This window comes from Marinactinospora endophytica, assembly GCF_054780875.1.
Genome location: NZ_BAAGVM010000014.1, coordinates 186,297 through 212,146, shown reverse-complemented (window position 1 = coordinate 212,146; position 25,850 = coordinate 186,297). Strand labels below are relative to the sequence as shown.

Genomic DNA, 25,850 nt, shown 5'->3' with positions numbered 1-25,850 from the left:
ACGGTCCGCGACCGTACCCATCGATGGAAGGAACCCATGACACCCCGATCAGGGAGCGATCACTCGTCGGCGCTGCCGGGCATCGCCGCCTACCCCATGCCCGCCGAGGACGACATCCCGGCCCCACGTGTCGGATGGAGCATCGACACCGACAGGTGCGCGCTCCTGGTCCACGACATGCAGAACTACTTCCTCAACGCCTTCCAGCGCGACGCCGAGCCGATCCCGGAGCTGACCGCCAACATCGCCGCGCTGCTGGAGGGCAGCGCCCGCCACGGGGTGCCACGGATCTACACCGTACAGCCGGGCTCCCAGGAACCGGCCCGGCGCGGCCTGCTGCGTGATTTCTGGGGCGAGGGGCTGCGCGACGAGGCCGCCCACACCTCCATCCCGCAGGAGCTGGCGCCGGCGCCGGAAGACACCGTGCTGGCCAAGCACCGCTACAGCGCCTTCGCGCGCAGCGACCTCCAGGGCGTGCTGCGCCGCATGGGACGCGACCAGCTGGTCATCTGCGGTGTCTACGCCCACATCGGCGTGCTCATGACGGCCTGTGACGCTTTCATGCGCGACATCGAGACGTTCGTCGTGGCCGACGCGGTCGCCGACTTCTCCGCGGAGGACCACGCGATGGCGCTGTCCTATGCCGCGCGCCGCTGTGCCGTCCCGATGAGCACCCGCGCGGCGCTGGCCGCCCTCGACGGCTGACGCAGAGCAGGCCCGTCCACGGCGGGCCACGCGCGGCGGCGGCCCGGTTCCGCCTCCTCGGGAACCGGGCCGCCGTCGCGTCACCGTGTCGTGCCTTCCGACCGGATCCACGTCCCCGAGGCGCGGCGCGGGTCTCGGGCGGGGCCGCCGGCCCTGGCGGGAGACCCGTCCCACCGTCTCGGGCGAGGGGCGTGCCGGGCGTGCCGCCGGCCGTGCCGTGGACCGTTCGGGCGAGCGGCCCCGCCCACGCTCGACCGCGACCGTATGGTTCCCCATCGTCGGGCCGAGGGAGCGGTGAGGGCGCCGTTGCGGCGGCTCCGGCGCGACCCCGCCGACCACAACGGTTCCCGGCTCGTCACAGGGCCGCGCCGGACGGGTCCGGCCCGCCGTCTGCCCTCGGCACCGCCGCCGTTCCCCTCGCCGCTCACGCCCGGACGCGGGGACCGGTGGCGCCGGCTCTCCCGGAGGCACGCCTCGGGCGCGTCCACCGGCGCCGCCGTCCGCCCGCGTGTCGCCCCGCGCGGCGGCGCCATCGCGATCACCGCGCCGGCCGCCCCCGCCACGCCACCCGCGCCGATCCGGCGCGGCCGACCAGGGGCGGTGACCCGCCCGTGGCCGGCGTTCTTCCCGGTGGGGCTCCTCGCCTCCTCCCGGCCGGGGTCCCCGTGGACGTCTCACAGGGGCGGCCGGTCGTGTCAGGTGACCGGCCACCCTCCCGCCCCGGGGGCGAGGGGAGGCGCGGATCAGGCCCGCCTCACCCCGCGCCGGCCGTGGGGGAGGGGACCGTCGGCGTGAGGCCGGCGACGTCGGCGCGCAGCCGCCTCTTGTCGACCTTGCCGATCCCGGTCAGGGGCAATTTGGGGACCGCGCGCACCTCGTCGGGAACCTTGAACGCCGCCAGGCCGCGCTCCAGCAGCAGCCGGCGCACCTCGGAGCGTGAGGGGCAGGGCGCGTCGGTCTCCAGGAACGCCACCGAGCGTTCGCCCAGCTGCGGATCCGGCACGCCCACCAGCGCGGCGGCGCGCACGTCGGGCAGCGCGAGCAGGTGCTCCTCGACCTCGATGGCCGCGATCTTCTCCCCGGCCCGGTTGACCTGGTCCTTGATCCGGCCCACCACGACGAGGTCGCCGCGCGCCGTGCGCACCACGAGGTCGCCGGTGCGGTAGAAGCCGTCGGGGGTGAAGGAGAGGCGGTCGTGTTCCGGCGCCCGGTAGTAGCCGCGCAGGGTGTAGGGGCCGCGGGTCAGCAGTTCGCCGAGGTGTCCCGGCGGGACCGGACGGCCCTCCTCGTCGACGACGAGGATCTCGTCGGCGGGGGAGAGCGGGCGGCCCTGGGTCGTACAGACGACCTCCTCGGGGTCGTCCAGACGGGTGTAGTTGTTCAGCCCCTCGGCCATGCCGAACACCTGTTGGAGCCGGCAGCCCAGTTCCGGCCCGACCCGCCGCGCGGTCGCGTCGTCCAGCCGGGAGCCGCCGACCTGGAGGACCCGCAGGCTGCTCAGATCGCGGGAGGTGCGGCGGGCCTCGTCGAGCCAGTGGGGGACCAGCGACGGGACGAGCGCGGTGATCGTCACCCCCTCGGCCTCGACCAAGGTGAAGGCCGTGGTGGGGCTGGGGTCGGGGCACAGCACCACCGTCCCGCCGGCGGCGAGGGTACCGACGATCCCCGGCGAGACCATCGTGAAGTTGTGCGTGACCGGCAGGACGGCGAGGTAGACCGTGTGCTCGTCCAGGGCGCAGACCTCGGCCGAGGCGCGGGCGTTGTAGTCGTAGTCGGCGTGGGTGCGCGGGATGAGCTTGGGCGTGCCCGTGGTGCCGCCCGACAGCAGTAGCAGGGCGGGGTCACCGGGCGCGGCTCCGCTCGTGACCGCGGGGGCCTCGGCGCCCGCCCGCTCCAGCGCGGCCAGGGAGTGCCCCCCACCGGGGCCGGGGTCGCCCGCGACGACGAGGTGGCGTAGCGACGGGCAGGCGCGCGCCACCTCGCCCGCGCCCGTCCGGGGGTCGTTGCGTCCGCGCCCCTGGGCGACGACGTGCGCGGTGGCGCCGGACAGCCGGGCCAGCGCGGTCAGCTCGGTCGTGCCCAGGGAGGGCAGGGCCAGGATCGGCAGCGCGCCGATCCGCAGCAGGGCGAAGAGCGTGACCACGTACTCCTCGCGGTTGGGGAGCTGGAGCAGCACCCGGTCGCCCCGGTGGATCGGGAGCCCGGCCAGCCCGGCGGCCAGCCGGCCGGCGCGCTCGTCGAGGTCGGCGTAGCTCAGCCGTCCGGATGCCGAGACCAGCGCCGTGCGGTCGCCGTGCTCGGCGGCGCGCTCCCGGAGCAGGTCGTCCAGGGTGCGGTCACGCCAGTAGCCGGCGCGCCGGTATCCGGCCGCGGTCTCCTCGGGCCAGCCGATCACGTCGCTTCTCATGCATATCTCCCGATTCTTCGCGAATCCGGCTCGACTGGGACAAGCCGGCAGTGCTATACATGATGCCGCATAATGAAAACGGTTATCAGTTTCATTTTCGTGAGTGGCGTGCGCTGAGGGGAGTGGGCGGTGTCGGGTCAGGGACGGGCTTTCGCCGGAGAGGTCCGCGCGAGGGTCGCGGAGATCATCGGCATGGACGACTTCGCCGACGGCGACGACCTCTTCGACCACGGTCTGGACTCCCTCGGCCTGATCCGGCTCGCCGGGACATGGCGCGAGCAGGGGGCCGAGATCACCTTCGCGGACCTCGCGGCCGAGCCCACCGTCCGGGCCTGGACCGAACTGCTGGAGACCGCCCCCGCCCCGGCCCCGGCCACCACGCGGACGCCGGCCGAGGACGAGCCGTTCGAACTGGCCACGATGCAGCACGCCTACTGGATCGGCCGCCAGGACGAGCAGCCGCTGGGCGGGGTCGCCGCGCACTTCTACACCGAGTTCGACGGCCACGGGGTGGAGCCCGCCCGGCTCACCGCCGCCGTCGCCGCGGTCGTCGAACGCCACCCCATGCTGCGCGCGCGCTTCCTCGACGACGGGCGTCAGCGGATCGTCCCGCCGGGCGGCCCGGTTCCCGTCACCGTCCACGACCTGCGCGACCTGCCGGCCGCGGCGGTGCGAGAACGCCTCGACGCGATCCGGGACGACGCCACCCACCGGCGCATGGACGTCGCCTCGGGGCGGGTCCTCGACGTCGCGCTGTCCCTGCTGCCGGACGGGGCGACACGGCTGCACGTCGACCTCGACATGATCGTGGCCGACGCGCTCAGCCTGCGTGTCCTGCTCGACGACCTCGTGGCCGCCTACGACGGGCGCCCCCTGCCGCCCCTGGAGTACGGCTTCGCCCGCTACCTGGCCGAACGGGCCTCACGCGACACCGCGGCCAGGCAACGCGACCGCGCCTGGTGGCACGGGCGGCTGGGCGACCTGCCCGCCCCGCCCGAGCTGCCCACCGTGATCGACGCCTCCCGGCCCACCCCCGCCGGCTCGGAGTACGCCCGCTCCACCCGCCTGCACCACCGGCTCGACCCCGAACGGGCGCGCCGGCTGACCGAACGCGCCCGCGCCGCAGGCGTCACCCCCGCCGCCGCGCTGGCCGCCGCCTTCGCCGAGGCGCTGGGCGGCTGGAGCGGCGCGCCCCGCTTCCTGCTCAACCTGCCCCTGTTCGACCGCGCGCCCCTGCACCCCGACATCGACCAGGTCATCGGCGACTTCAGCGGGTCGGTGCTGCTGGCCGCCGACGTCGAGGGCGACCTCCCCTTCACCGAGCGGGCCGAACGGATCCAGCGCGAGTTGCACCAGGCCATCGGCCACGGCGCCTACAGCGGTGTCGAGGTGCTGCGCGACCTCGCCCGCGCCGCGGGCGGTACCCCCGTCCTGGCCCCCGTCGTCTACACCAGCGCGATCGGCCTGGGCCCCCTGTTCACCCGCGCCGTGCAGGAGTGCTTCGGCCGGCCCACCTGGATCATCTCCCAGGGGCCGCAGGTGTGGCTGGACGCCCAGGTGACCGAGTTGGACGGCGGCCTGCTGCTCAACTGGGACGCGCGCGAGAAGGTCTTCGCCCCGGGGGTCCTGGAATCGGCGTTCGCCGCCTACCGCGACCTCGTCGACGCGCTCGTGGACGACCCCGACACCTGGCGGCGGCCCTTCACCACGCCGGGCCGTCCCGAGATCGTCGGCGCGTCCTCCCCGCTCCCGCAGGCGCGTCCGCTGCACGGGAGGTTCTTCTCCCACGCCCGCCGCGCCCCCGACGCCACCGCGCTGGTCGCCTCGGACGGCACCACCCTGTCCTACGGGGAGCTCGCCGCGCGGGCCCTGCGCGTCGCCGGCGCCGTCGCGGCGCGGCTGCCGGTGGGCGGCACCGTCGCGGTCGACCTGCCCAGGGGCTTCGACCAGGTCGCCGCGGTGCTGGGGGTCCTGGCCGCCGGATGCGCCTACCTTCCGGTGGGCCGGGAGCAGCCTCCCGCGCGCCGCGCGCGCGTCATCGGCGTCGGGGGCGCCGGACTCGTCCTGGCCCAAGACGCCCACGCCCCCGGCGAGGGGGACGACGCGCCGCCGGTCCTCGCCGTCGCCGACGCCCTGGCCGCCCCGCCCCTGGCCGCCCCCCGCGACACCGACCCCGACGCGGTGGCCTACGTGCTCTTCACCTCCGGGTCCACGGGGGTGCCCAAGGGGGTGGAGGTGGCGCACCGGGCCGCCGCCCACACCATCGACGTGCTCGCCGAGATCGTCGGGTTCGGCGCGTCCGACCGCACGCTCGCCCTCGCCGAACCCGACTTCGACATGTCGGTCTACGACCTGTTCGCGCCGCTGTCGGCCGGTGGCGCCGCGGTCCTCGTCGAGGGCGACGCCCGCCGCGACGCCACCCGATGGGCCGACACGGCCGCGCGCGGCGGCGTGACGATCCTCAACTGTGTCCCCGCGCTGCTCGACCTGCTGCTGTCGGCGGCCGAGGCCGACATGGCGCCGATGCCGCCGCTGCGCGCGGTCCTGCTCGGCGGCGACCGGGTCGGCGTGGACCTGCCCGGCCGGCTGGGCGCGCTCGCCCCCGGCTGCCGCTTCCTCGCCCTGGGCGGCATGACCGAGGCCGCCATCCACTCCACCCTCCAAGAGGTGGAGCGGGTCGACCCCGCGTGGCGCTCGATCCCGTGGGGACGGCCGTTGCCGGGGGTGGCCTGCCGGGTCGTGGACGCGCGCGAGCGCGACCGCCCCGACCACGCCGTGGGGGAGCTGTGGGTCGGCGGCGCCGGACTGGCCCTCGGCTACCGCGGCGACCCCGACACGACCGCCGACCGGTTCGTCGTGCGCGACGGACGGCGCTGGTACCGCACGGGCGATCTGGTCCGCCGCCTGCCCGACGGGACGCTGGACTTCCTCGGCCGCGCCGACCACCAGGTCAAGGTCCGCGGCGTGCGCGTCGAGCTCGGCGAGGTCGAGGCCGCCCTGACCGCCCACCCCGACATCGCCGGCGCGGTCGCGCTGGTGCTGCCCGACCCCGCGCCGCGCCTGGTGGCGGCCGTCACCGCGGCCCCCGACGCCACGGGCGACCCGGCCGCCGCGGCGGCCGGCCACGCCGGTTCCCTGCTGCCCGCGTCGATGCTGCCCGAGCGGATCGTCACCCTGCCCGAGATCCCCCTGACCGCCAACGGCAAGCCCGACCGCGCCGCCGTCGTCCGCGCGGTGCGCGCCCGCGCGGACGCGGCCACCACCCCCTCGGCGGCGCCCTCCGGCCCGGTCGAGGCCGCCGTCGCCCGGGTGTGGGCTGACCTGCTCGGCCGGTCGCGGGTGGGGCGCGACGACGACTTCTTCGCTCTGGGCGGCGATTCACTGCTGGCCACGCGGGTGGTCGCGGCGCTGCGGGAGGAGGGCTACGCCGACGCCGGCGTCGGCCGCCTGTTCGCCTCCCCCGTCCTGCGCGACTTCGCCGCCGCCCTCGCCCCCCAGGTCGAGGGCCGGCGCGCGGCCCGGGTCGAACCGGACCCCGACCACGCCCACGACCCGTTCCCGCCCACCGAGGTGCAGCGCGCCTACCTGACCGGGCGCAGCCCCGAACTCCCGCTCGGCGGCGTCGGCACCCACCACTACACCGAGTTCGACGGCGCCGAGGTGGACCTGGACCGGCTGGAACACGCCTGGAACGTCCTGGTCCGCCGGCACGGGATGCTGCGGGCGGTCTTCGACGACGACGGCCGCCAGCGCGTCCTGCCCGAGGTGCCCCACGTCCGTATCCCCGTCACCGAGGCGGGGCCCGGCGACCCCGACCACGCCCTGGCCGCGCTGCGCGAGGAGATGGCCCACCGCGTCTTCGAGCCCGGCCGCTGGCCCCTGTTCGACCTGCGCGCCGTCCGCTACGTCCGCGACGGCGTCGAGCGCACCCGCCTGGGGGTCGGCCTGGACTACCTCGTCCTGGACGCGCTGAGCATCATGACGCTCTACACCGAGCTGGGCCGCCTCTACACCGACCCCGACACCGTCCTCGACCCGATCGACGTGACCTTCCGCGACTACGTCACCCAGGTCCACGACGACCCCGCGGCCGTGGAGCGCGCCCGCGACTACTGGCGCGAGCGCGCCGTGCAACTGCCGCCGCCGCCCGCCCTGCCCCTGGCCACCGACCCCGCGACGGTCGCCACCCCCCGCTTCACCCGGCGCAGCGCCCGCCTGGACCCCGGGCAGTGGCGCGCCCTCACCGACCTCGCCCGCGGCGCCGGGATCACCCCGTCGACCCTGCTGCTCGCCTGCTACGCCGAGGTCCTGGGAGCCTGGAGCGGGCAGACCGCCCTGAGCCTGACCCTCACCCTGTTCAACCGCCACGACACCCACCCCCACATCTCCCGGGTCCTGGGCGACTTCACCTCGCTGTCGCTGACCTCCTACCGGCGCGACCCCGGCGAGAAGCTGCTGGACGCCACCCGCTCCCTGCAACGGCGCATCGGCCGCGACCTCGACCACCGCGAGGCGTCGGCCCCCTGGGTGCTGCGCGACCTCGCCCAGCGCACCGGCGTCGCCCACACCGGCGTCCCCGTCGTCTTCACCAGCTCCCTCGGCCTGGGCGGCGACGTCTCCATGGACCTTCCGCCCGCCTTCCCCGAACGGGTCTGGGGACTGTCGCAGTCGCCCCAGGTCCACCTCGACAACCAGGTCCTGGAGATCGCGGGGGGCCTCCAGGTCTACTGGGACGCGGTGGAGGAGCTGTTCCGCCCCGACGTCCTCGACGCCATGTTCGCCGCCTACCTGGAGACGCTGCGCCACCTGGCGCGCACCGGCCGGATCGCGGCGCCACCGGACCTCCTGCCCGCCCGGCAGCGCGAGGAGCGCCGGCAGGCCAACGCCACGAGGGGGCCGGCCCCCCGCGGCCTGCTGCACGACGCGGTGTTCGCCCGCGCCGACCAGCGCGCCACCCGCCCCGCCGTCATCACCGACGACGGTGAGCTCACCCACGGTGAACTGGTCGAACGCGCCCTGCGCATGGCCGCGGGCCTGCGCCGCGCCGGCGTGGAGCCCGGCCAGGCCGTCGCGATCGGCCTGCCCAAGGGCGCCGACCAGGTCTGCGCCGTCCTGGGCGCGCTGGCGGCCGGGGCCGTCTACGTCCCGGTGGGACCCGACCAGCCCGCGCGCCGGCGCGAGCGCATCCACCGCGCCGCGGGCGTCGTGCTGGCCATCGCCGAGGAGGCGACGTCGCCCGGCACCGTCACCCCCGCGCGGCTGCTGAGCGAACCCCCGCTGGAGGCGCCGGTCCGGCGCGACCCCGACGACACCGCCTACGTCATCTTCACCTCGGGCTCCAGCGGGGAGCCCAAGGGGGTGGAGGTCACCCACGCGGCGGCCCTCAACACCGTCACCGACATCAACGAACGTTACGGCGTCGGCCCCGACGACCGGGTGTTCGCCCTGTCCGCGCTCGACTTCGACCTCTCCGTCTACGACCTGTTCGGCCTGCTCGGCGCGGGGGGCGCGCTCGTGCTGCCCGGCGAGGAGGAGCGCAGGGACGCCGCCAGATGGCGCGACCTGGCCGAACGGCACCGGGTGACCGTCTGGAACACCGTGCCCGCCCTGCTCGACATGCTGCTGCTCGCCGCCCAGGACGGCCCCGTTCCCCCGGACCTGCGCCTGGCCCTGGTCTCCGGCGACTGGGTGGGCACCGACCTGGCGCCGCGGCTGCGCGAGGCCACCGGCGGGCGCGTCCGCCTCGTCGCGCTGGGCGGGGCCACCGAGGCGGCGATCTGGTCCAACGCCTTCGACGGGGGGCACGCCCCCGAGGGGTGGCCCTCGGTCCCCTATGGGCGCCCGTTGCGCAACCAGCGCTACCGCGTCGTCGATCCGCACGGCCGCGACTGCCCCGAGTGGGTGCCCGGAGAACTGTGGATCGGCGGCGCCGGGGTGGCCCTGGGCTACCGGGGCGACCCCGACCGCACCGCCGACAGGTTCGTGACCGACGAGGGGGTGCGCTGGTACCGCACCGGCGACCTGGGCCGCTACCGGCCGGGGGCCCTGCTGGAGTTCCTCGGCCGCGCCGACCGGCAGGTCAAGATCGGCGGTCACCGCCTGGAACCGGGCGAGGTGGAGGCCGCGCTGGAGGACCACCCGGCCGTGCGCCGGGCCGCCGTGGTCGCCTCGGGTCCGCGCGAGGCGCGTCGCCTCGTCGCCTTCGTCGTCGCGCGCGGGGACGACGTCGCCCCCGGCGACCTCGCCGCGCACCTGGCCGACCGGGTTCCGGCCCACGCCGTCCCCGCGCTGATCCACGTCCTGGCGGAATTGCCGCTCACCGCCAACGGCAAGGTCGACCTCGCCGCGCTCACCGAACGCGCCGGCGCGGCCGGCCCGCTCCCCCCGACCGCCGCGGCACCGCTGGGCGACGACGTCGAACGCGAGATCGCGCGGGTGTGGAGCGAGCTGGTCGGGGTGCCGGTCGCCGACCGCGAGGCCAACTTCTTCACGCTGGGCGGCACCAGCCTGCTGGCCATCCGGATGATCACCACCGTGCGCGCCGTCCTCGGCGTGGAGGTCCCCACCCGTTCCTTCCTGGCCGCCCCCACCCTCGCCGCGCTCGCCGCCAGGGTCCGCGGCGCCGGAGGCGACCGGGGGGAGACCGGCGTGATCTGACCCTCCGCCCCACCCACGTCCCACCATCCCCGACGGCCCCCGGCCGCCCGCAGAAACCAGGAAGAAGAGGCGAAGCACGTGTCCGCCATCGACGACTCCACCGGCACACTCCCCGCGCTGCTGGCCGACCTGCGCGCCGACGGCGTCCACCTCTGGGAGGACGAGGGACGGATCCGGTTCCGCGCCCCCACCGGCACGCTCACCGAGGAGCGCCGCGCGCTGCTGCGCGCCCACCGCGACGAGATCCTCGCCCTGCTCCGGGCCGAGGCCCGGCCCCGGCTGACCCCCGACCCCGCCGCGCGCCACGAGCCGTTCCCGCTCACCGACGTCCAGGGCGCCTACCTCGTCGGCCGCGGGACGGCCTACGACTACGGCGGCGTGGCCTGCCACGCCTACGCCGAGCTGGAGTTCGACGACCTGGACCCCGAACGGCTCCGCCGCGCCTGGGCCGCCCTGGTGGAACGCCACGACATGCTGCGCGTCGTCGTCGCGGCCGAGGGCCACCAAAGCGTCCTGCCCGAAGCCCCCGGCGAGGCCCTGACCGTCACCGACGTGCGCGGCAGCGATACCACCGTCCACGTCGAGCGCGCCCGCGAACGGCTGCGCGACCTCGTCCCCGACCCGGGCACCTGGCCGCTGGTGCGCCTCCACCTCACCCGCGGCGACGACCGCAGTGTCCTGCACCTGTCGGTGGACCTGCTCGCCGCCGACTACGCGAGCGTGCGGATGCTCCTCGACGAGCTCGCCGCCCTCTACGCCGACCCCGACCACCCGCTGCCGCCCATCGGCGCGACCTTCCGCGACTACGTGCTGGCCCAGCGCGCCCTCAAGGACGGTCCCGGCTACCACCGCGACCGCGCCTACTGGATGGAGCGGATCGAGGACCTGCCCCCCGCCCCCGAACTGCCGCTGCGCGAGCGCGCCATCGACGCGCCCGCCCGCTTCACCCGCCACCGGGCCGCCCTGTCCGCCGCCGAATGGCGGGCCCTGCGCTCCCGGGCCGCCGAACACGGGCTCACCCCCTCGGCGGTCGCGCTGGCGGCCTACGCCGAGACGATCACGCGCTGGAGCCGCCGACCCGACTTCACGCTCAACCTCCCGGTGGCGCGGCGGCTGCCGCTGCACGAGGACGTCGACCGGATCGTCGGCGACTTCACCACCGTCACCCTGCTCGCGGTGCGCTCGGGTGACGGCGCGACCTTCGCCGAGCGCGCCCGGACCCGGCAGGGCCGGCTGATCGAGGACCTCGACCACGCCCTGTACTCGGGGGGCGAGGTGCTCGCCGAGCTGTCGCGCCGCCGCGACGAGCCCGCCGTGCTCATGCCGGTGGTCTTCACCGGCGCGATCGGCGCCGAGGAGCCCGACGCAGCGGGCGGGTCGTGGGCCTCCCGCGAGGTCCACGGCGTCAGCCAGACCCCGCAGGTGTGGGTGGACTGCCAGGTCTCCCTGGAAGAGGGCGGGCTCGGCGTGCGCTGGGACGTGCGCGAGGAGGTTCTGCCCGAGGGGGTCGCCGCCGACGCCTTCGCCGCCTACGTCGACCTGCTGCGCCGCCTCGCCGGCTCCGCCGACGTCTGGGAGGACGCCGACCCGGTCCGCGTCCCGCGCCACCAGCTCGACCTGCGCGCCGAGGTCAACGCGACCGCCGGCCCGCTGCCCGGCGGCCTGCTGCACGAGGGGGCCCTCGACGCCGCGCTGCGCACCCCCGACGCTCCCGCCGTCATCACCCCCGAGGGGACGACCAGCCACGGCGAGCTGTGGGCCCGCGCGGCCGCGGTCGCCGCCGTGCTCGCCGAGCGCGGCTGCCGTCCCGGCGACCGCGTGGCCATCGTCATGGACAAGGGGGTGGAGCAGGTCGTCGCCGCCTACGCCGTCCTGCTCGCCGGCGCCGCCTACGTTCCCATCGACATCGCCCAGCCGGCCCACCGGCGCCGCGTCATCCTCGCCGACGCCGGCATCCGCCACGTCCTCACCCAGTCCTGGCTCACCGGGATCGACGACTGGGCCGACACCGCCGAGCCGATCGCCGTGGACGCCGTTCCCGCCGGGCCGGCCCTCACCGCGCGGCCGCCGCGCGCCGCCGCGCCCGGCGACCTCGCCTACGTCATCTACACCTCCGGGTCCACCGGTGTGCCCAAGGGGGTGATGATCTCCCACCGGGCGGCCCTCAACACCGTCGCCGACGTCAACCGGCGCTTCGAGGTCGGACCCGGCGACCGGATCCTGGGGTTGGCCTCCCTCGGCTTCGACCTGTCGGTCTACGACCTGTTCGGCCCCCCGGCCGCGGGGGGAGCCCTCGTGCTGCCCTCCGCCGAGCGGCGCGGCGACCCCTCGCACTGGGCCGAGCTGGTCGCCGACCACGGCGTCACCCTGTGGAACTCCGTCCCCGCCCAGATGCAGATGCTGGACGACTACCTGGCCTCGGCGGGTGACGCGGACCTGCCCACGCTGCGCCTGGCCCTGCTGTCGGGCGACTGGATCCCGGTCACGCTGCCCGACCGCATCCGCGCCCGCGTCCCCGGCCTGTCGCTGGTGAGCCTGGGCGGCGCGACCGAGGCGGCCATCTGGTCCATCCACCACCCCATCGGCGAGGTGGACCCGGCCTGGCCGAGCATCCCCTACGGCCGTCCCCTCGCCAACCAGACCTTCCACGTCCTGGACGAGCGGATGAACGACCGCCCCGACTGGGTCGTCGGCGAGCTCTACATCGGCGGGGCCGGGGTGGCGCTGGGCTACCTCGGTGATGAGGCCAGGACCGCCGAACGGTTCGTCACCCACCCCCGCACCGGGGAGCGCCTGTACCGCACCGGTGACCTGGGCCGCTACCGGCCCGGCGGCGACATCGAGTTCCTGGGCCGGGAGGACTCCCAGGTCAAGGTCCGCGGCCACCGCATCGAGCTCGCCGAGATCGAGGCGGCGCTGCTGGCCCACCCGGGCGCGGCCGCCGCGGCGGTCCTCGCGGTGGGCGACCGCGACTCCCGCAGGCTCGGGGCGTTCGTCGAGACCGCGCGCCGCGACCACCCCGCCGAGGACACCACGGCCCCGGCCGCCCGCGCCCGCGCGGCGGCCGAGACGGCCACCGCGGGACTGGACCGCGCCGACCTGGGCGTCTTCCTCGACGCGATGGACGAGGCCGCGCTGGCCGCGATCACCCGCACCCTCACCGGCGCGGGCCTGTTCGCCGAGGGGGCATCCCACACCCGCGCGGAGGTCGCCGCGGCCCTGCGCGCCGACCGCCGCCACCACCGCCTCGTCCGGCGCTGGCTGGACGCCCTGCTGCGCGCCGGACGCCTCGGCGAGCAGGACGGCCGGCTCGCCGGGCTGCGCCCGGTCGGCGAGGAGGAGGCGCGGCGGGCCTGGGAACGGCTGGCCGAGCTGGAACGGCGCGTGGACTACGGCACCGAGGTCCTCGACTACATGCGCGCCTGCGCCGAGCACCTGCCCGAACTGCTCAGCGGCGAACTCGACGTGCGCACGCTGCTGTTCCCCGGCGCCGGCCTGGACACCGCCGGCGCGGCCTACCGCGACAACCTCGCCATCCGCCACCTCAACGCCGCCGCGGCGGCGGCGCTGCGCGAGGTCGCCGCGGCGCGCACCGGCGAGGAGCCGCTGCGGGTCCTGGAGATCGGCGCCGGCGTGGGCGGCAGCACCGCCGAGATCGTCCCGGCGCTGGCCGGGCACGACGTCGAGTACCTGTTCACCGACATCTCGCCGTTCTTCCTCACCGAGGCACGCGAACAGTTCGCGGCCTTCCCCTGGGTCTCCTACGGGCTGTTCGACGTCAACCGCGACATCGGCGACCAGGGGCACGCCCCCAACTCCTTCGACGTGGTCGTCGCCGCCAACGTCGTGCACAACGCCATCGACGCCGACGCGGCCCTGCGCCGCCTCCGCGAGCTGCTCGTCCCCGGCGGCCACCTCGTCCTCATCGAGACGACCCGGGAGCACAACCCGTCCCTGCTCGTCTCCATGGAGTTCCTCGACGGATTGGACGGCGGCCACCACGACGCGCGGGCCGCCGCCGACCAGACCTTCCTCACCCGCGAGCAGTGGGCCGCCGCGCTCGCCGGCGCCGGGGCCGTCACCGACCTGGTCCTGCCCGGCGACGACGACGGCCTGGCCCGCACCGGGCAGAGCCTCTACCTGGCCCGGTTCAAGACCGACCGGCAACCGCTCACGGCCGGCGAACTGGCCCGCCACGTCGCGGCCCGGCTGCCCGACTACATGGTCCCGGCCCAGTGGCGGATCCTCGACGCGCTCCCGTTGACCGGCAACGGCAAGGTGGACCGCGCCGCGCTGGCGGCGGCCCTGCCGCGCGAGGACACCCCGACCGCCGTCGCGGCCCTGCCCGCCGAGCCCGCCGACGACCTGGAACGCGCCCTGGCCGACCTGTGGGCCGGCCTGCTGGAGCGCGAGCACGTCGGCCGCGACGACGACTTCTTCGCCCTGGGCGGGGACTCGCTGCTGGTCGCGCGCATGGTGGGCCGGCTGGGCGAGGCCGTCCCGGGCGTCGGCGACATCGAGTGGGAGGTGGTGCTGCGCCACATGCTGCGCCGTCCCACCGTGGCGGGCCTGGCCGCCTACCTGCGTGACCGCGCCACCCCGCACCGCGGCGCGGACGCCGCGCCGGCCGGCCCCTACGTGGCGCTCAACGGTCCGGGCGGCGGCACGGTGACGGCGCTCGTCCACGCCGGGACCGGGACGCTGGTCCCCTACCGGGCGCTGATCACCGAGATCCGGCGCAGGTCGGCCGGCGCCACGACCCTGGCCGGACTGGAACTGCCCGATGTGCCGGTGTTCTTGGAGGCCGATCCCGCCACCGTCATCACCCGGTGGGCGGCCGACTACGCCCACGCGCTGCTGGAACAGGGCGGGCGGCGCTTCCACGTGGTCGGCTACTGTCTGGGCGGGCTGGTGGCGACCGAGGTCGCGCGCACCCTCGCCGAGGCCGGCGCCGAGGTCGCCTCGCTCACCGCGATCAGCACCCACCGCCCGCCCTTCCGCCTCGACGACGAGCTGATCTCGGAGTACGCCTTCGCGGTCATGATGGGCATCGACCCGGTGGCCGTGGGCTTCCCCGCCGACGAGAACCGGGTCTCGGCCGCCTCCGATGTGCTGCTGGAACGGACCCCCGGCCTGCTGCCCGACGGCGCCATCGGCGAACTGACCGGCGAGTACGCCGACGTCGCCGCCTGCTTCCGGGCCCTGGCCGAGGTTCCCCGTGACGTCCGCGTCGAGCGCATGTGCGCGGCCGTTCCGCCCTCGGCGGGCACCTACGAGCCCGAGGCGCTGCACGAGCTGTTCCGCATCTTCCGCCAGAGCGTCTTCGCGATCTCGCGCTATGAGCCCGAGCCCTACGCCGGCGACATCACCTTCCTGCGGCACAGCGGCGCCTACCCCTTCCCCGGCAACAAGGAGAGCGTCACCGACTACTGGGAGCGGCTCGTCCTGGGCGACCTGCGCATCGTCGACGTGGCCGGCGACCACTTCAGCTGCCTGTCCGTCCCCTACGCGCCGGGCGTCGTCAAGCTGCTCGACGAGATCACCGGAGGGGACCTCACCCGATGACCCCCCTCCCCGACACCCCCCTGGTCGGCGTCACCGGGGCCTCGGGCGCCGTCGGCACGGCCGCGGCCCGCTTCCTGCGCGGGCTCGGCCACGCCCGGCTGCGCCTGGGCGGACGCCGCCACGCCCCCCTGGCGGACCTGGCCCGGGAACTGGGGCCGGGCGCCGAAGCGGTCACCGTGGACGTCGAGGACCCCGCGGCGTTGGCGTCCTTCGCCGCGGGCTGCGCGGTGGTGCTCAACTGCGCCGGCCCCTCCTACCGCATCGTCGACCGGGTGGCCCGCGCCGCGCTGGACGCCGGCGCGCACTATGTCGACGTCACCGGGGACGCCCCCGTGCGCCGGCGTTTCGACGCCGACCCGCCGCGCCCGGGACGCGCGGTCGTGCTGTCGGCCGGGGTGCTGCCCGGCCTGTCGGCGCTGCTGCCGCGCTGGGCGGCGCTGCGCGGCCCCGGGCTGCGCAGCGTCGTGGCCTACTGCGGCGGCCTGGAACGGTGCACCCCGGCGGCGGCCGGCGACCTCCTGCTCTCCCTGCCCGGCGCCGACCCGGCCGCCGTGTTCGGCGAGCCGCTGGCCGCCTGGCGCGACGGGCGGCGCGTGTCCCGGGCGCTTCGGGCCGTCGACGAGGCCCAGCCGCCCTTCTTCCCCGCGCCGGCCTTCGTCCAACCCTTCCTGACCGACGAGGCCGCCCGCCTGGCCGCCTCCCTCGGCCTGGCGGAGCTGGAGTGGTACAACGTCCACCCCGGCCCGCGCGCCCGCTCGGTGCTGACCGCCGTGGCCGGGCGGCCGGAGGCGGCCACGGCGCGGACCGCCGAACGGCTGCGCGCGGCGGCCGACCTCGACCTGGCCGGGCGCGTCCCCTACTACCTGCTGGTCCTGCTGCTGACCGACCGGCAGGCGCGCGAGCGCGCGCTGGTGGTGCGACTGTCCGACAGCTATCGCATGACCGGGCGGGTCGGCGCGGTCACGGCCGACGCCGTGCTGCGCGGCGGGATCGGGGCCGGCGTCCACGACGCGGCCGAGGTCGTGGACCCCGACGCGACCGTGCGGCTGCTGTTCGCCGACGCGGAGGCGGGGACCCTGCGCGTGGTCGAAGGGGTGGCCGCGGCGGGGGAGGCGGCCGGGGCCGAGGAGGGGACGCTGTGACCGGCCCGTCCCGACGCCCCCTGCGCACCGTCGTGTGCGGTACCGGGTTCGGCCGCTTCTACGCCGAGGCGGTGCGCTCCCTGCCCGGGGAGTTCGAACTGGTCGCGATCCTGGCCCGGGGCGGGGAACACTCGCGCGCCTACGCCCGGCGCCTGGGCGTCCCCCTGTACACCTCGGTCGAGGAGCTGCCGGAGGGGGTCGACGTCGCCTGCGTGGTCGTGGGCGCGGCCGTCTCCGGGGGGCCGGGCAGCGAACTGGCCCGCGCCCTGCTGTCCCGCGGCGTCCACGTGCTCCAGGAGCACCCCGTCCACCACGACGAGCTGGCCGCGACCCTGCGCACCGCCCGCGCCCACGGGGTGGTCCACCACCTCAACCCCTTCTACCGCCACGTCGCCCCCATCGCCCGGTTCCTGGCCGCGGCCGCGGAGCTGCGGCGGCGGGGACGGCTGCTGTTCGCCGACGCCACCGCCGCCATCCAGGTGCTCTACCCGCTCCTGGACGTCATGGGCCGGGCGCTGGGCGGGCTGCGCCCCTGGGGCCTGGCCGACCCGGTGGAGCCGCCGGCCGGGGTGGAGGCGCTGGCCGCGACCCCACGTCCCTACCGGACCGTGCAGGGCGTCATCGGCGGCGTCCCGCTGACACTGCGGGTGCAAAACCAGCTCGACCCCTCCGACGGCGACAACCACGCGCTGCTGTGGCACCGCCTGGCCATCGGCGCGGAGGGAGGCGTCCTCACCCTCGCCGACACCCACGGGCCGGTGCTGTGGAACCCCCGGTTGCACGCGCCCCGCGACGCCCACGGGCGGCTGGTCTCGACCGGGCCGGGCACCGAGCACCTGACCGAGCCCAGCGCGACCGTGCTGGAGGGCACCGAGCCGGTGCCCTTCCGCGAGGTGTTCGCCCGGCTGTGGCCCGAGGCGATCGCCCGGGCGCTGCGCGGCCTGGCCGCCGACATCGCCGAAGGCGCCGACCCGCTCGCCCGCGGCCACTACGACCTGGCCGTCTGCCGGATCTGGCACGACGTCACCGGCCGCCTGGGCCGCCCCGAGATCATCCGCCCCACCCCGCCCCGGCCGCTGCGCGCCGCCGAGCTCGCCGGCCCCGCACCGACAGGAACCCCATGACCGCGTCATCGCCCCACCCCTGGCTGCGCCGCTTCCGCCCGGAGCCGGGCGCCCGGCTCCGCCTGGTCTGCCTGCCGCACGCGGGCGGGGGCGCCAACGCCTACCGCTCCTGGGCGGCGCTGCTGCCGTCCGCCGTGGACCTGGTGTGCGCGCAGTACCCGGGACGCGAGGACCGCTTGGGTGAGGAGCCCGTCGACGACATGGCCACCCTCGTCGCGGCCCTCGCCGACGGGCTCGCCCCGCTGCTGGACCGTCCCTACGCCCTTTTCGGCCACAGCATGGGATCGGCCGTCGCCTACGAGCTGGCGCGCGAGCTACGGGCCCGCGGCCACGCGGAGCCACGGCGGCTGTTCGCCTCCGGGCGCATGGCCCCGGGCGACGCGCCGGCCGGCACGGTCCACCTCGCCACCGACGAGGAGATCGTCACCGAACTCGTCCGCCTGGGCGGCACCGAACGCGAGGTGCTGGCCGACCCGGGGATGCGCGCCGTCGTGCTGGGCTGCGTGCGCGCCGACTACCGGCTGATCGAACGCTACCGGCCCTTCCCCGGCGCGCCCCTGTCCTGCCCGGTCAGCGTCTTCACCGGGAACGCCGACCCCGAGGTCGACGCCGGCCGCGCCGCGGGCTGGGCCGGGGTCACCACCGGACGCATGGACGTCCAGGTCTTCCCCGGCGACCACTTCTACCTGGGGCCGGCCCGCGAAGCGGTGGTCCGCGCGCTGCTGCGCAGGCTCGATCCGGCCCTGGCCGCGGCACGCCAGCCGTGGCCCAGCACCCCCTGACCACGCCTTGAACCTTCGGAGGACACCATCACCGCGCCCGACTACTACTCGCCGGCGGCCGAGTTCTTCGACCTCGTCGGCCACCGCCACCTGACCTCCAGCGCGCCTGCGTTGCGGGCCGCGCTGGCCGGCCTGGACACCTCGCACGGTCCCATCGTCGACATCGGCGCCGGCACCGGCCTGGTCACCGCGACCATCGCCGAGACGCTGCCCTCGGCGCGCATCATCTCCGCCGAACCCTCGCCCAACATGCGCGCGATCCTGACCAGCAGGGTCTTCTCAGACCCCGACCTGCGCCGGCGCGTCACCGTGCTGCCCGAGCCCGCCCAGGAGCTCCCGCTGCCCGACTCGATCTCCGCCGCGGTCATCTTCGGCGTCGCCGGACACATCCCCCGGCCCGAGCGGACCGCGCTGTGGCGCCGCCTGGCCGACCGGCTCCCCCCGGGAGGTCCCATCGTGGTCGAACTGATGGGGGTCGACACCCCCCGCACCATCCCCTTCACCCGCATGGTCCGCGAGAGCGTGGGCGAGCAGGTCTACGAGTGGTGGGTCTCCGGCGAGCCCGCCGGCGCCGGCGTCATGCGCTGGCGCACCGAGTGGCGGGTCCACCGCGGCGGCGAGCTGGTGCGCACCGTGGCCGACGAGTACGACTGGGAGACCTTCGGCGTGCAGCGGCTCGCCGAGGAGTCGGGGTTGACCGCCAAGCGCCTGGTCCAGGCGGGGCGCGAGGCCACGCCCGAGATCGGGGTGCTGGTCAAATGACGGATGTGTCGGCCCCACCGGCCAACCGGTCGCCCGGCGGCGGGCCGCGCGGCGCCACGGCGCGGGGGCGGCGCCGTCCCGCCGGACCGCTGGGGGTCCTGCTGCGTCCGGTTCGCGCCCGGGTGCGCGCGGCGGTGGCGCTCCAGGCTCTCGCCGGCGTGCTCGGGCTGTTCCCGCTCATCGCCGTCGCCGAGGTCGCCCGCGCCCTCCTCGCCGCGGGGGGACCCGACGCCGCGCGCGCCTGGACGTGGGCGGCCGTCGCCCTGGTGGCCGCGCTCGCGGCCTCGGCGCTCTCCGCCGTCTCGGTCCTGGTGGGCCACCTCGCTGACAACGACATGCAGCTCGACGTGCGGCGCTCCCTGGCCGACAGGCTGGGCCGGGTCCCGCTCGGCTGGTTCTCCGGCCGCGGGTCGGGCCGGGTCAAGAAGGCGCTGCACGACGACATCGACGAGGTCCACTCCCTGGTGGCGCACACGCTGCCCGACCTGGCCACGGTGGTCACCGTCCCGGCGACGGCCCTGGTCTACCTGGCCGTCGTCGACTGGCGGCTCACCCTCGTCGCGCTCCTTCCCGTCGCGCTCGGCGTCCTCCTGTTCGCCCGCGCCATGTCCGGGTCGATGCGCCGGATGGCCGAGTACGCGGCGGCGATGAGCGACGTCAACACCGCCGCCGTGGAGTTCATCGACGGCATCACCGTGGTCAAGCACTTCGGCGGGCAGCGGCGCGCCCACGAACGCTTCACCCGGGCCGCGGACCGCTTCGCGGACTTCTTCATCGCCTGGTCGCGGTCGACGATGGCCCCCTCGGTGGGCTCCTTCCTGGTGCTGTCGCCCGTCGTCGTCACCGTTGTCGTCGTCGCGGCGGGGGCCGCGACCGCGGCCCTGGGGTGGAACGACCCCTTCGACGTGGTCCCCTTCGCCCTGCTCGCGCCGGCGCTGTGCGCGCCGATGAACGTCATCGGGTCGCGCGTCCAGCAGATCCAGGCCGCCCGGGCCGCGGCCGGCCGGGTCGCCGACCTGCTGGCCGAGCCGGAGCTGCCCGAGGGCGGCGGGGCCTCGCCCGAGGGCGCGCGCGTCGTCTTCTCCGACGTGGCCTTCGCCTACCCCCCGGCCGACGGGCAGGGGTCGGGCGAGGAGGTGCTGCGCGGCGTCGACCTGGTGCTGGAGCCCGGCACCGTCACCGCCCTGGTGGGCCCCTCGGGAGCGGGCAAGACCACCCTGGCCACCCTGCCGGCCCGGTTCCACGACGTCACCGCCGGATCGGTCACCGTCGGCGGCGCCGACGTGCGCGACATCCCCGCCGCCGAGCTCTACCGGAAGGTCGGCTTCGTCTTCCAGGAGGTCCGGCTGCTGCGCGAGTCCATCGCGGCCAACATCGCGCTGGGCCGCCCCGAGGCCACCCGCGCCGAGATCGAGGCCGCCGCCCGGGCCGCCCGTATCGACGAGCGGATCCAACGACTGCCGCGCGGCTACGACTCCGTCGTCGGCGAGGACGCCGAACTCTCCGGCGGCGAGGCCCAGCGCGTGTCCATCGCCCGGGCCCTGCTCGCCGACACCCCCGTGCTCGTCCTCGACGAGCCCACCGCCGCCAGCGACCCCGTGTCGGAGGCCGCCGTCCAGGACGCGCTGAGCGAACTCGCCCGGGGCCGGACCGTCCTGGTCATCGCCCACCGCCTGGCCACGGTCACCGGCGCCGACCGCATCGCGGTCATGGACGGCGGCCGGATCGTGGAGAGCGGCACCCACGACGACCTGCTCGCCCGCGGCGGACGCTACGCCGCCCTGTGGCGGGCCCAGCACGACGCCACCCACGACGGAGGGGGAGACGACCGGTGATCCGCGCCTTCCTGCACGCGATCGGCCCCGAACACGCCCGGCCGGTCCGCACCCGCCTGCTCCTGACCGCGCTGGTCTGCGCCCTCCAAGGCGTGCTGTTCGCGCTGCTCGTCCCCGTCGTGACCACGCTGCTGGGGGAGGGGCCCGCGGCGGCGGCACCCTGGCTGATCGTGCTGCTGGTGGTCACCGTGCTCTACGCGCTGCTGCGCTCGGTCTCGCTCTACCTCAACTTCGAGCTGGGCGGGCGGGTGTCCCGGGCACTGCACCACCGGCTCGGCGCCCATGTGGCGCGCCTGCCCCTGGGGTGGTTCACCGGGGCGCGCCTGGGCGAGCTCAACCGGATGGCCACCGACGGCGTCTCCCGTGCCATGCAGGTCCCCGTGCACATCCTCCCGCCGTTGGCCGACGCGGTGGTCACCCCGGCCGTGGCCGTCCTCGCGCTGCTGGTCTACGACTGGCGGATCGGTGTGGCGGCGGCGGTCTGCGCCCTGCCGCTGTGGGCGGCCTTCCACCACGCGGGCCGGGCCGTGGGCCGCAACGAGGCGGCGCGCGACACCGTCGCCGACGAGGCCGCGGGACGAGTGCTGGAGTACGCCCGGGCCCAGCCGGTCCTGCGCGCCTTCGGCCGGACCACGCGGGGACACGCGCGGTTGGACGAGGCGCTGCGCGCCGAGCACGCCGCCGTCCGCCGCCTCCTGCTCGCGGGGATCCCCGCGCTGACCGGGTACGCCCTCGTGCTGCGGGTCGCGTTCGGTGCGCTGGTGTTCCTCGCGGTCCACCTCGCGCTCGGCGGAACCCCCGACGGGCCGCTCGCGGTGGCGCTGCTCGTCCTGGTCGTCCGTTTCGTCCACCCGCTGTCCAACGCGGCCGACCTCGGTGCCGCGCTGCGCATGGCGGCCGCCGGCCTGGCACGCATCAACGCCGTCTTGGACCTGCGACCGCTGCCCGAGCCCCGGCAGCCGCAGACCCCGCGCGACGCCGGGGTGGAGTTCGACGACGTCCGGTTCCGCTACACCGACGAGGGGCCCGACGTGCTCGACGGCGTCACCTTCCGCGCCGCGCCCGGGACGGTGACCGCCCTGGTCGGCCCCTCGGGGTCCGGCAAGAGCACCGTGGCCCGGCTGCTCGCCCGCTTCCACGACCCCCGGCAGGGGCGGGTCCTCATCGGCGGCGTGGACACCCGCGACCTCGGCAGCGAGGAGGTGTCCCGCCAGGTCGCCATGGTCTTCCAGGACGTCTACCTGTTCGACGCCACCATCGCCGACAACATCCGTGTCGCCGCGCCGCAGGCCACCGCGCAGGACCTGGAGCGGGCGGCCCGCCTCTCCGGCCTCGACGAGGTCGTCGCCACGCTGCCCGACGGCTGGGACACCCGAGTCGGCGAGGGCGGCACGGCCCTGTCGGGCGGGCAGCGCCAGCGCGTCTCCATCGCCCGCGCCCTGCTCAAGGACGCGTCCATCGTCGTCCTGGACGAGGCGACCGCGGCCCTGGACGCCGAGAACGAGGCGATCGTCTCCGCCACGGTGGCCGAACTGGCGCGTGAGCGCACCCTCATCGTCATCGCCCACCGCCCGGCCACCGTGCGCGCCGCCGACCACGTCGTGTTCCTCGACGCGGGCCGGGTCGTGGAGCAGGGCGGTCACGACGAACTGCTCGCCGCCGACGGCCACTACACCGGGTTCCTGCGCGCCCGCGAGCGGGCCCTGGGCTGGCGGCTGTCCGCCGGGCCGGCCTGACCGGCGCCGCGCGGAGGCGTCCGGATCCTTTGGCACTCGACCCTTCGAGAAATTTCAGAGAAGAGAAGAAGAGAGAAGATGACCTCGTCCCCCTCCGCCGAGCCGCGATCCGCCGACGGCCGGCCCGCCTCCTTCCCGATCGGCCGCTCCTGCCCCTTCGCGCCGCCCGACGCCTATGCGGCGATGCGCGAGGAGGCCCCACTGACCAAGGTCGCCATCCCCGGGGGCAAGGAGGCGTGGCTGGTCACCCGCCACGCCGACGTGCGCACCGCGCTGGCCAGCCCCGCGGCCAGCTCCGACGCACGCCACCCCGCCTTCCCCGCCCTCGGCGACGGCGAGCAGGCGGTCGCCGCCGACCTGCGCCCCTTCATCCGGATGGACCCGCCCGACCACACCCGGGTCCGGCGCATGCTCGTCGGCGAGTTCACCGTCAAGCGGGTGCGCGCCATGCGCCCGGCGATCGAGGAGATCTGCGCGGAGCAGGTGGACCACCTGCTCTCGCGGCCCGCGCCGGCCGACCTGGTCGGCGACTACGCCAACCGGGTCTCCACCACGGTGATCTGCCGGCTGCTCGGGGTGCCAACGGCCGACCTGGAGTTCTTCCGGCGCGTCACCACGATCACCGGGGGACGCTCCAGCACCGCCGAACAGGTCGGCGCGGCCCTCGCCGACCTGTTCGCGCTGCTCGACCGCCTCATCGACGACAAGGCCGCCGACCCGCAGGACGACCTGATCAGCCGCCTGGTCACCGGCCCCCTCGCCCGGGGCGAGATCACCCGCAGCTCCCTGCTGTCGCAGATCGGCATCACCCTCAACGCCGGCCACGAGACCTCGCGCAACATGATCCCGCTGGCCGCGCTCACCCTGCTGCGCCACCCCGACCAGCTCGACCTGCTGCGCGCGGACCCCGGCCTGTGGCCGGCCGCGGTCGACGAACTGCTGCGCCTGCTGTCGGTGGCCGACGTCATCCCGCTGCGGGTGGCCACCGAGGACATCGAACTCGACGGGGCGACCATCCCCGCGGGCGACGGCTTCATCGCGCTGCTCGCCGCGGCCGACCACGACCCGCGCGCCTTCGCCGACCCCGGCGAACTCGACATCACCCGATCCGAGCGCCACCACGTCGCGTTCGGGTACGGCGTGCACCAGTGCGTCGGCCAGAACCTGGGGCGCCTGGAGCTGGAGGTGGCGCTGCGGACCCTGTTCGACCGGGTGCCCACCCTGCGCCCGGCCGTTCCCGTCGAGGAACTGCCGCTGCGCTCCGCCTCGGCCATCTTCGGCCTGGAGGAGGTGCCGGTCCGGTGGTGAGCCCGGGGTCCGGCGCCGGAGCGCTGCGGGCGCGCGCCGAGACCGGCGTGTGCGTGGGCGCCGGCCAGTGCGCGCGGGTCGCCCCCGCCCTGTTCGACCAGCACGACGACGGGACGGTCCGCCTCCTGCGCGCCGACGTCCCCGCGGAGGCGCGAGACGACCTGCTCCTCGCCGTCGACCTGTGCCCCTCGGGCGCCCTCGGCGCCGAGGAACCCGCGTGAACCGCCGCGCTCGGCGCGGCACCGAACCTGAAAGGTCCCTTCCCCGATGAGATCGCGAACGATCCTCGCTCTCGGGTGCGCCCTCGTCCTCGCCGCGACCGGCTGCGCGGGCGGCGACACCGCGGCCACCACCGAGGATCCGGTGACACTGCGCTACGCGGCGGTGGGCGCCCCGGCCGCCATGACCCACGACCCCCACGGCAGGGTCGGCAACGAGTCGGACTACCTGCGCTTCGCCATGCTCTACGACGTGCTGACGGTCCCCGACGAACAGGGGGTCGCCCAGCCGCGTCTCGCCCTGTCCTGGGAGGCAGTGGACGGCGACCTCACCCGCTGGCGGATCGCGTTGCGCGACGACGCGGTCTTCTCCGACGGCTCCCCGGTCACCGCCGATGACGTGCTGTTCTCCCTGCGCCGCATCCAGGGCAAGGGGGCCGAGAACAACGGCCGGCTCTCGATGTTCGACCTGGAGTCCTCCCGGGTCACCGGCGAACACGAACTGGAGCTGCGCACCCACCAGCCCTACGCCGAGGTGGGCGGCGCCCTGGCCGCCCTCACCTTCATCGTCCCCGAGGGCACCGGCGAGATCACCGAGCCCGTCCCCGGCTCCGGCCCGTTCGCGCCCGCCGGCGGCGACGACACCACCGCCGTCCTGGAACGCAACGACGCCTGGTGGGGGCAGGCGCCGCGGGTGGAACGCCTGGAGATCACCGCGATGCCCGACCCCGCGGCGCGCGCCGCGGCGGTCGCCTCCGGGCAGGCCGACGTGGCGGGCAGCGTCTCCCCGGTCAGCGCGCAACAGTACGCCGCCGACGAGACGATGCAGGTGGTCACCCGGCCGGCCTCGGTGAACTACCCGCTCGTCATGAACCTGGAGACCGAGCCCTTCGACGACCCGCGGGTACGCGAGGCCGTCAAGCTCGCCCTGGACCGCGAGGAGCTGGTGGAGACCGTCTTCCTCGGCTACGGGACGCCCGGCACCGACGTCGTGTCCCCGGCGGAGGCCGCCGCCCCCGAGCCCCGGCCGGTGGAACGCGACGTCGAACAGGCCCGCGAGCTGCTGGCCGAGGCCGGCCACGAGGACGGCGTCTCCCTCACCCTGCACACCACCACCTCCTACCCGGGCATGGAGGACGCGGCCGTGCTCGCCGCCGAGCAGCTGGGGGAGGCCGGAATCGACGTCACGGTGGACAGCGGCCCGCCCGACACCTACTGGAGCGAGGTGTGGAACGTCGAACCGTTCTACCTCAACAGTCTCGGCGGCAGCGCCTTCGTCGACTTCGCCCGCATGGCGCTGGTCACCGACGGCCCCATCAACGAGACGGGCTGGGCCGAGGAGGAGTGGGACGCCGACCTCGCCGACGCGCTGGCGACGGCCGACGATGAGGAGCGGCGCGCGATGATCGCCGACCTCCAGCAGCGTGTCGCGGAGGAGGGCGGCTACGTCGTGTGGGGGGTCGGCGACGGCATCGACCTCGCGCGCGACGAGGTGAGCGGGCTGCCCACCGGCCTCGGCTTCCAGCGGCTGTTCATCGACCAGGTCGACGTGGCCGGCTGATGGACCTCGGTCCTGTGACCCGCCCCTCCCGCCCCGCCGCTGCCCGGC

13 protein-coding genes are annotated in these 25,850 nt (G+C 75.8%); 12 read left to right on the top strand and 1 reads right to left on the bottom strand.

From position 1 onward, the window contains the following. Positions 1–36: 36 nt before the first annotated feature. Positions 37–705 (top strand): isochorismatase family protein, encoded by a 669-nt coding sequence (locus ACYVHU_RS23400; RefSeq protein WP_078760844.1) that lies wholly within the window; start codon positions 37–39, stop codon positions 703–705. Positions 706–1,459: 754 nt separating this feature from the next. On the opposite strand, the gene ACYVHU_RS23395 is transcribed toward ACYVHU_RS23400, so the two are convergent. Further along, positions 1,460–3,112, bottom strand: a complete 1,653-nt coding sequence (locus ACYVHU_RS23395) for a (2,3-dihydroxybenzoyl)adenylate synthase (protein ID WP_432940123.1) — start codon at positions 3,110–3,112, stop codon at positions 1,460–1,462. Between the two features lie 129 nt (positions 3,113–3,241). Here ACYVHU_RS23395 and ACYVHU_RS23390 point away from each other — a divergent pair, with 129 nt between their 5' ends. The 11 genes from ACYVHU_RS23390 to ACYVHU_RS23340 all read left to right on the top strand — a co-directional run bounded on the left by ACYVHU_RS23390 (position 3,242) and on the right by ACYVHU_RS23340 (position 25,802). Further along, positions 3,242–9,769: an amino acid adenylation domain-containing protein gene (locus tag ACYVHU_RS23390; protein WP_498949507.1), complete on the top strand. Its 6,528-nt coding sequence runs from the start codon at positions 3,242–3,244 to the stop codon at positions 9,767–9,769. Positions 9,770–9,847: 78 nt separating this feature from the next. Then, positions 9,848–15,334 carry a non-ribosomal peptide synthetase gene (locus ACYVHU_RS23385; RefSeq protein WP_432940126.1) on the top strand — a complete coding sequence of 1,829 codons (5,487 nt, stop codon included), beginning with the start codon at positions 9,848–9,850 and terminating at the stop codon, positions 15,332–15,334. Further along, positions 15,331–16,476: a saccharopine dehydrogenase NADP-binding domain-containing protein gene (locus tag ACYVHU_RS23380; protein WP_078760847.1), complete on the top strand. Its 1,146-nt coding sequence runs from the start codon at positions 15,331–15,333 to the stop codon at positions 16,474–16,476. The genes ACYVHU_RS23385 and ACYVHU_RS23380 overlap by 4 nt, the downstream gene beginning before the upstream one ends. After that, complete coding sequence (locus ACYVHU_RS23375; RefSeq protein WP_078760848.1) at positions 16,473–17,600, top strand: Gfo/Idh/MocA family oxidoreductase; 1,128 nt, start codon at positions 16,473–16,475, stop codon at positions 17,598–17,600. The genes ACYVHU_RS23380 and ACYVHU_RS23375 overlap by 4 nt, the downstream gene beginning before the upstream one ends. Then, a complete protein-coding gene (locus ACYVHU_RS23370) occupies positions 17,597–18,382 on the top strand; it encodes a thioesterase II family protein (RefSeq protein WP_078760849.1) in 786 nt (261 codons plus the stop codon). Before ACYVHU_RS23375 ends, ACYVHU_RS23370 begins: the two co-directional genes overlap by 4 nt. Before the next feature lie 27 nt (positions 18,383–18,409). Then, the gene (locus ACYVHU_RS23365; RefSeq protein ID WP_498949514.1) at positions 18,410–19,144 is read left to right on the top strand and encodes a class I SAM-dependent methyltransferase; all 735 of its coding nucleotides are present in this window, start codon (positions 18,410–18,412) and stop codon (positions 19,142–19,144) included. Continuing rightward, positions 19,141–20,979: an ABC transporter ATP-binding protein gene (locus tag ACYVHU_RS23360; RefSeq protein WP_078760851.1), complete on the top strand. Its 1,839-nt coding sequence runs from the start codon at positions 19,141–19,143 to the stop codon at positions 20,977–20,979. The genes ACYVHU_RS23365 and ACYVHU_RS23360 overlap by 4 nt, the downstream gene beginning before the upstream one ends. Continuing rightward, positions 20,976–22,715 carry an ABC transporter ATP-binding protein gene (locus ACYVHU_RS23355; protein WP_078760852.1) on the top strand — a complete coding sequence of 580 codons (1,740 nt, stop codon included), beginning with the start codon at positions 20,976–20,978 and terminating at the stop codon, positions 22,713–22,715. The genes ACYVHU_RS23360 and ACYVHU_RS23355 overlap by 4 nt, the downstream gene beginning before the upstream one ends. A 78-nt stretch (positions 22,716–22,793) precedes the next feature. Next, positions 22,794–24,023, top strand: coding sequence for a cytochrome P450 (locus ACYVHU_RS23350; RefSeq protein WP_078760853.1), 1,230 nt, complete (start codon positions 22,794–22,796; stop codon positions 24,021–24,023). Beyond that, entirely contained in the window at positions 24,020–24,244 is a 225-nt protein-coding gene (locus ACYVHU_RS23345) for a ferredoxin (protein ID WP_235000826.1), read from the top strand. Before ACYVHU_RS23350 ends, ACYVHU_RS23345 begins: the two co-directional genes overlap by 4 nt. A 46-nt stretch (positions 24,245–24,290) precedes the next feature. After that, positions 24,291–25,802 carry an ABC transporter substrate-binding protein gene (locus tag ACYVHU_RS23340; protein WP_078760854.1) on the top strand — a complete coding sequence of 504 codons (1,512 nt, stop codon included), beginning with the start codon at positions 24,291–24,293 and terminating at the stop codon, positions 25,800–25,802. The last annotated feature ends 48 nt before the right edge of the window (positions 25,803–25,850 follow it).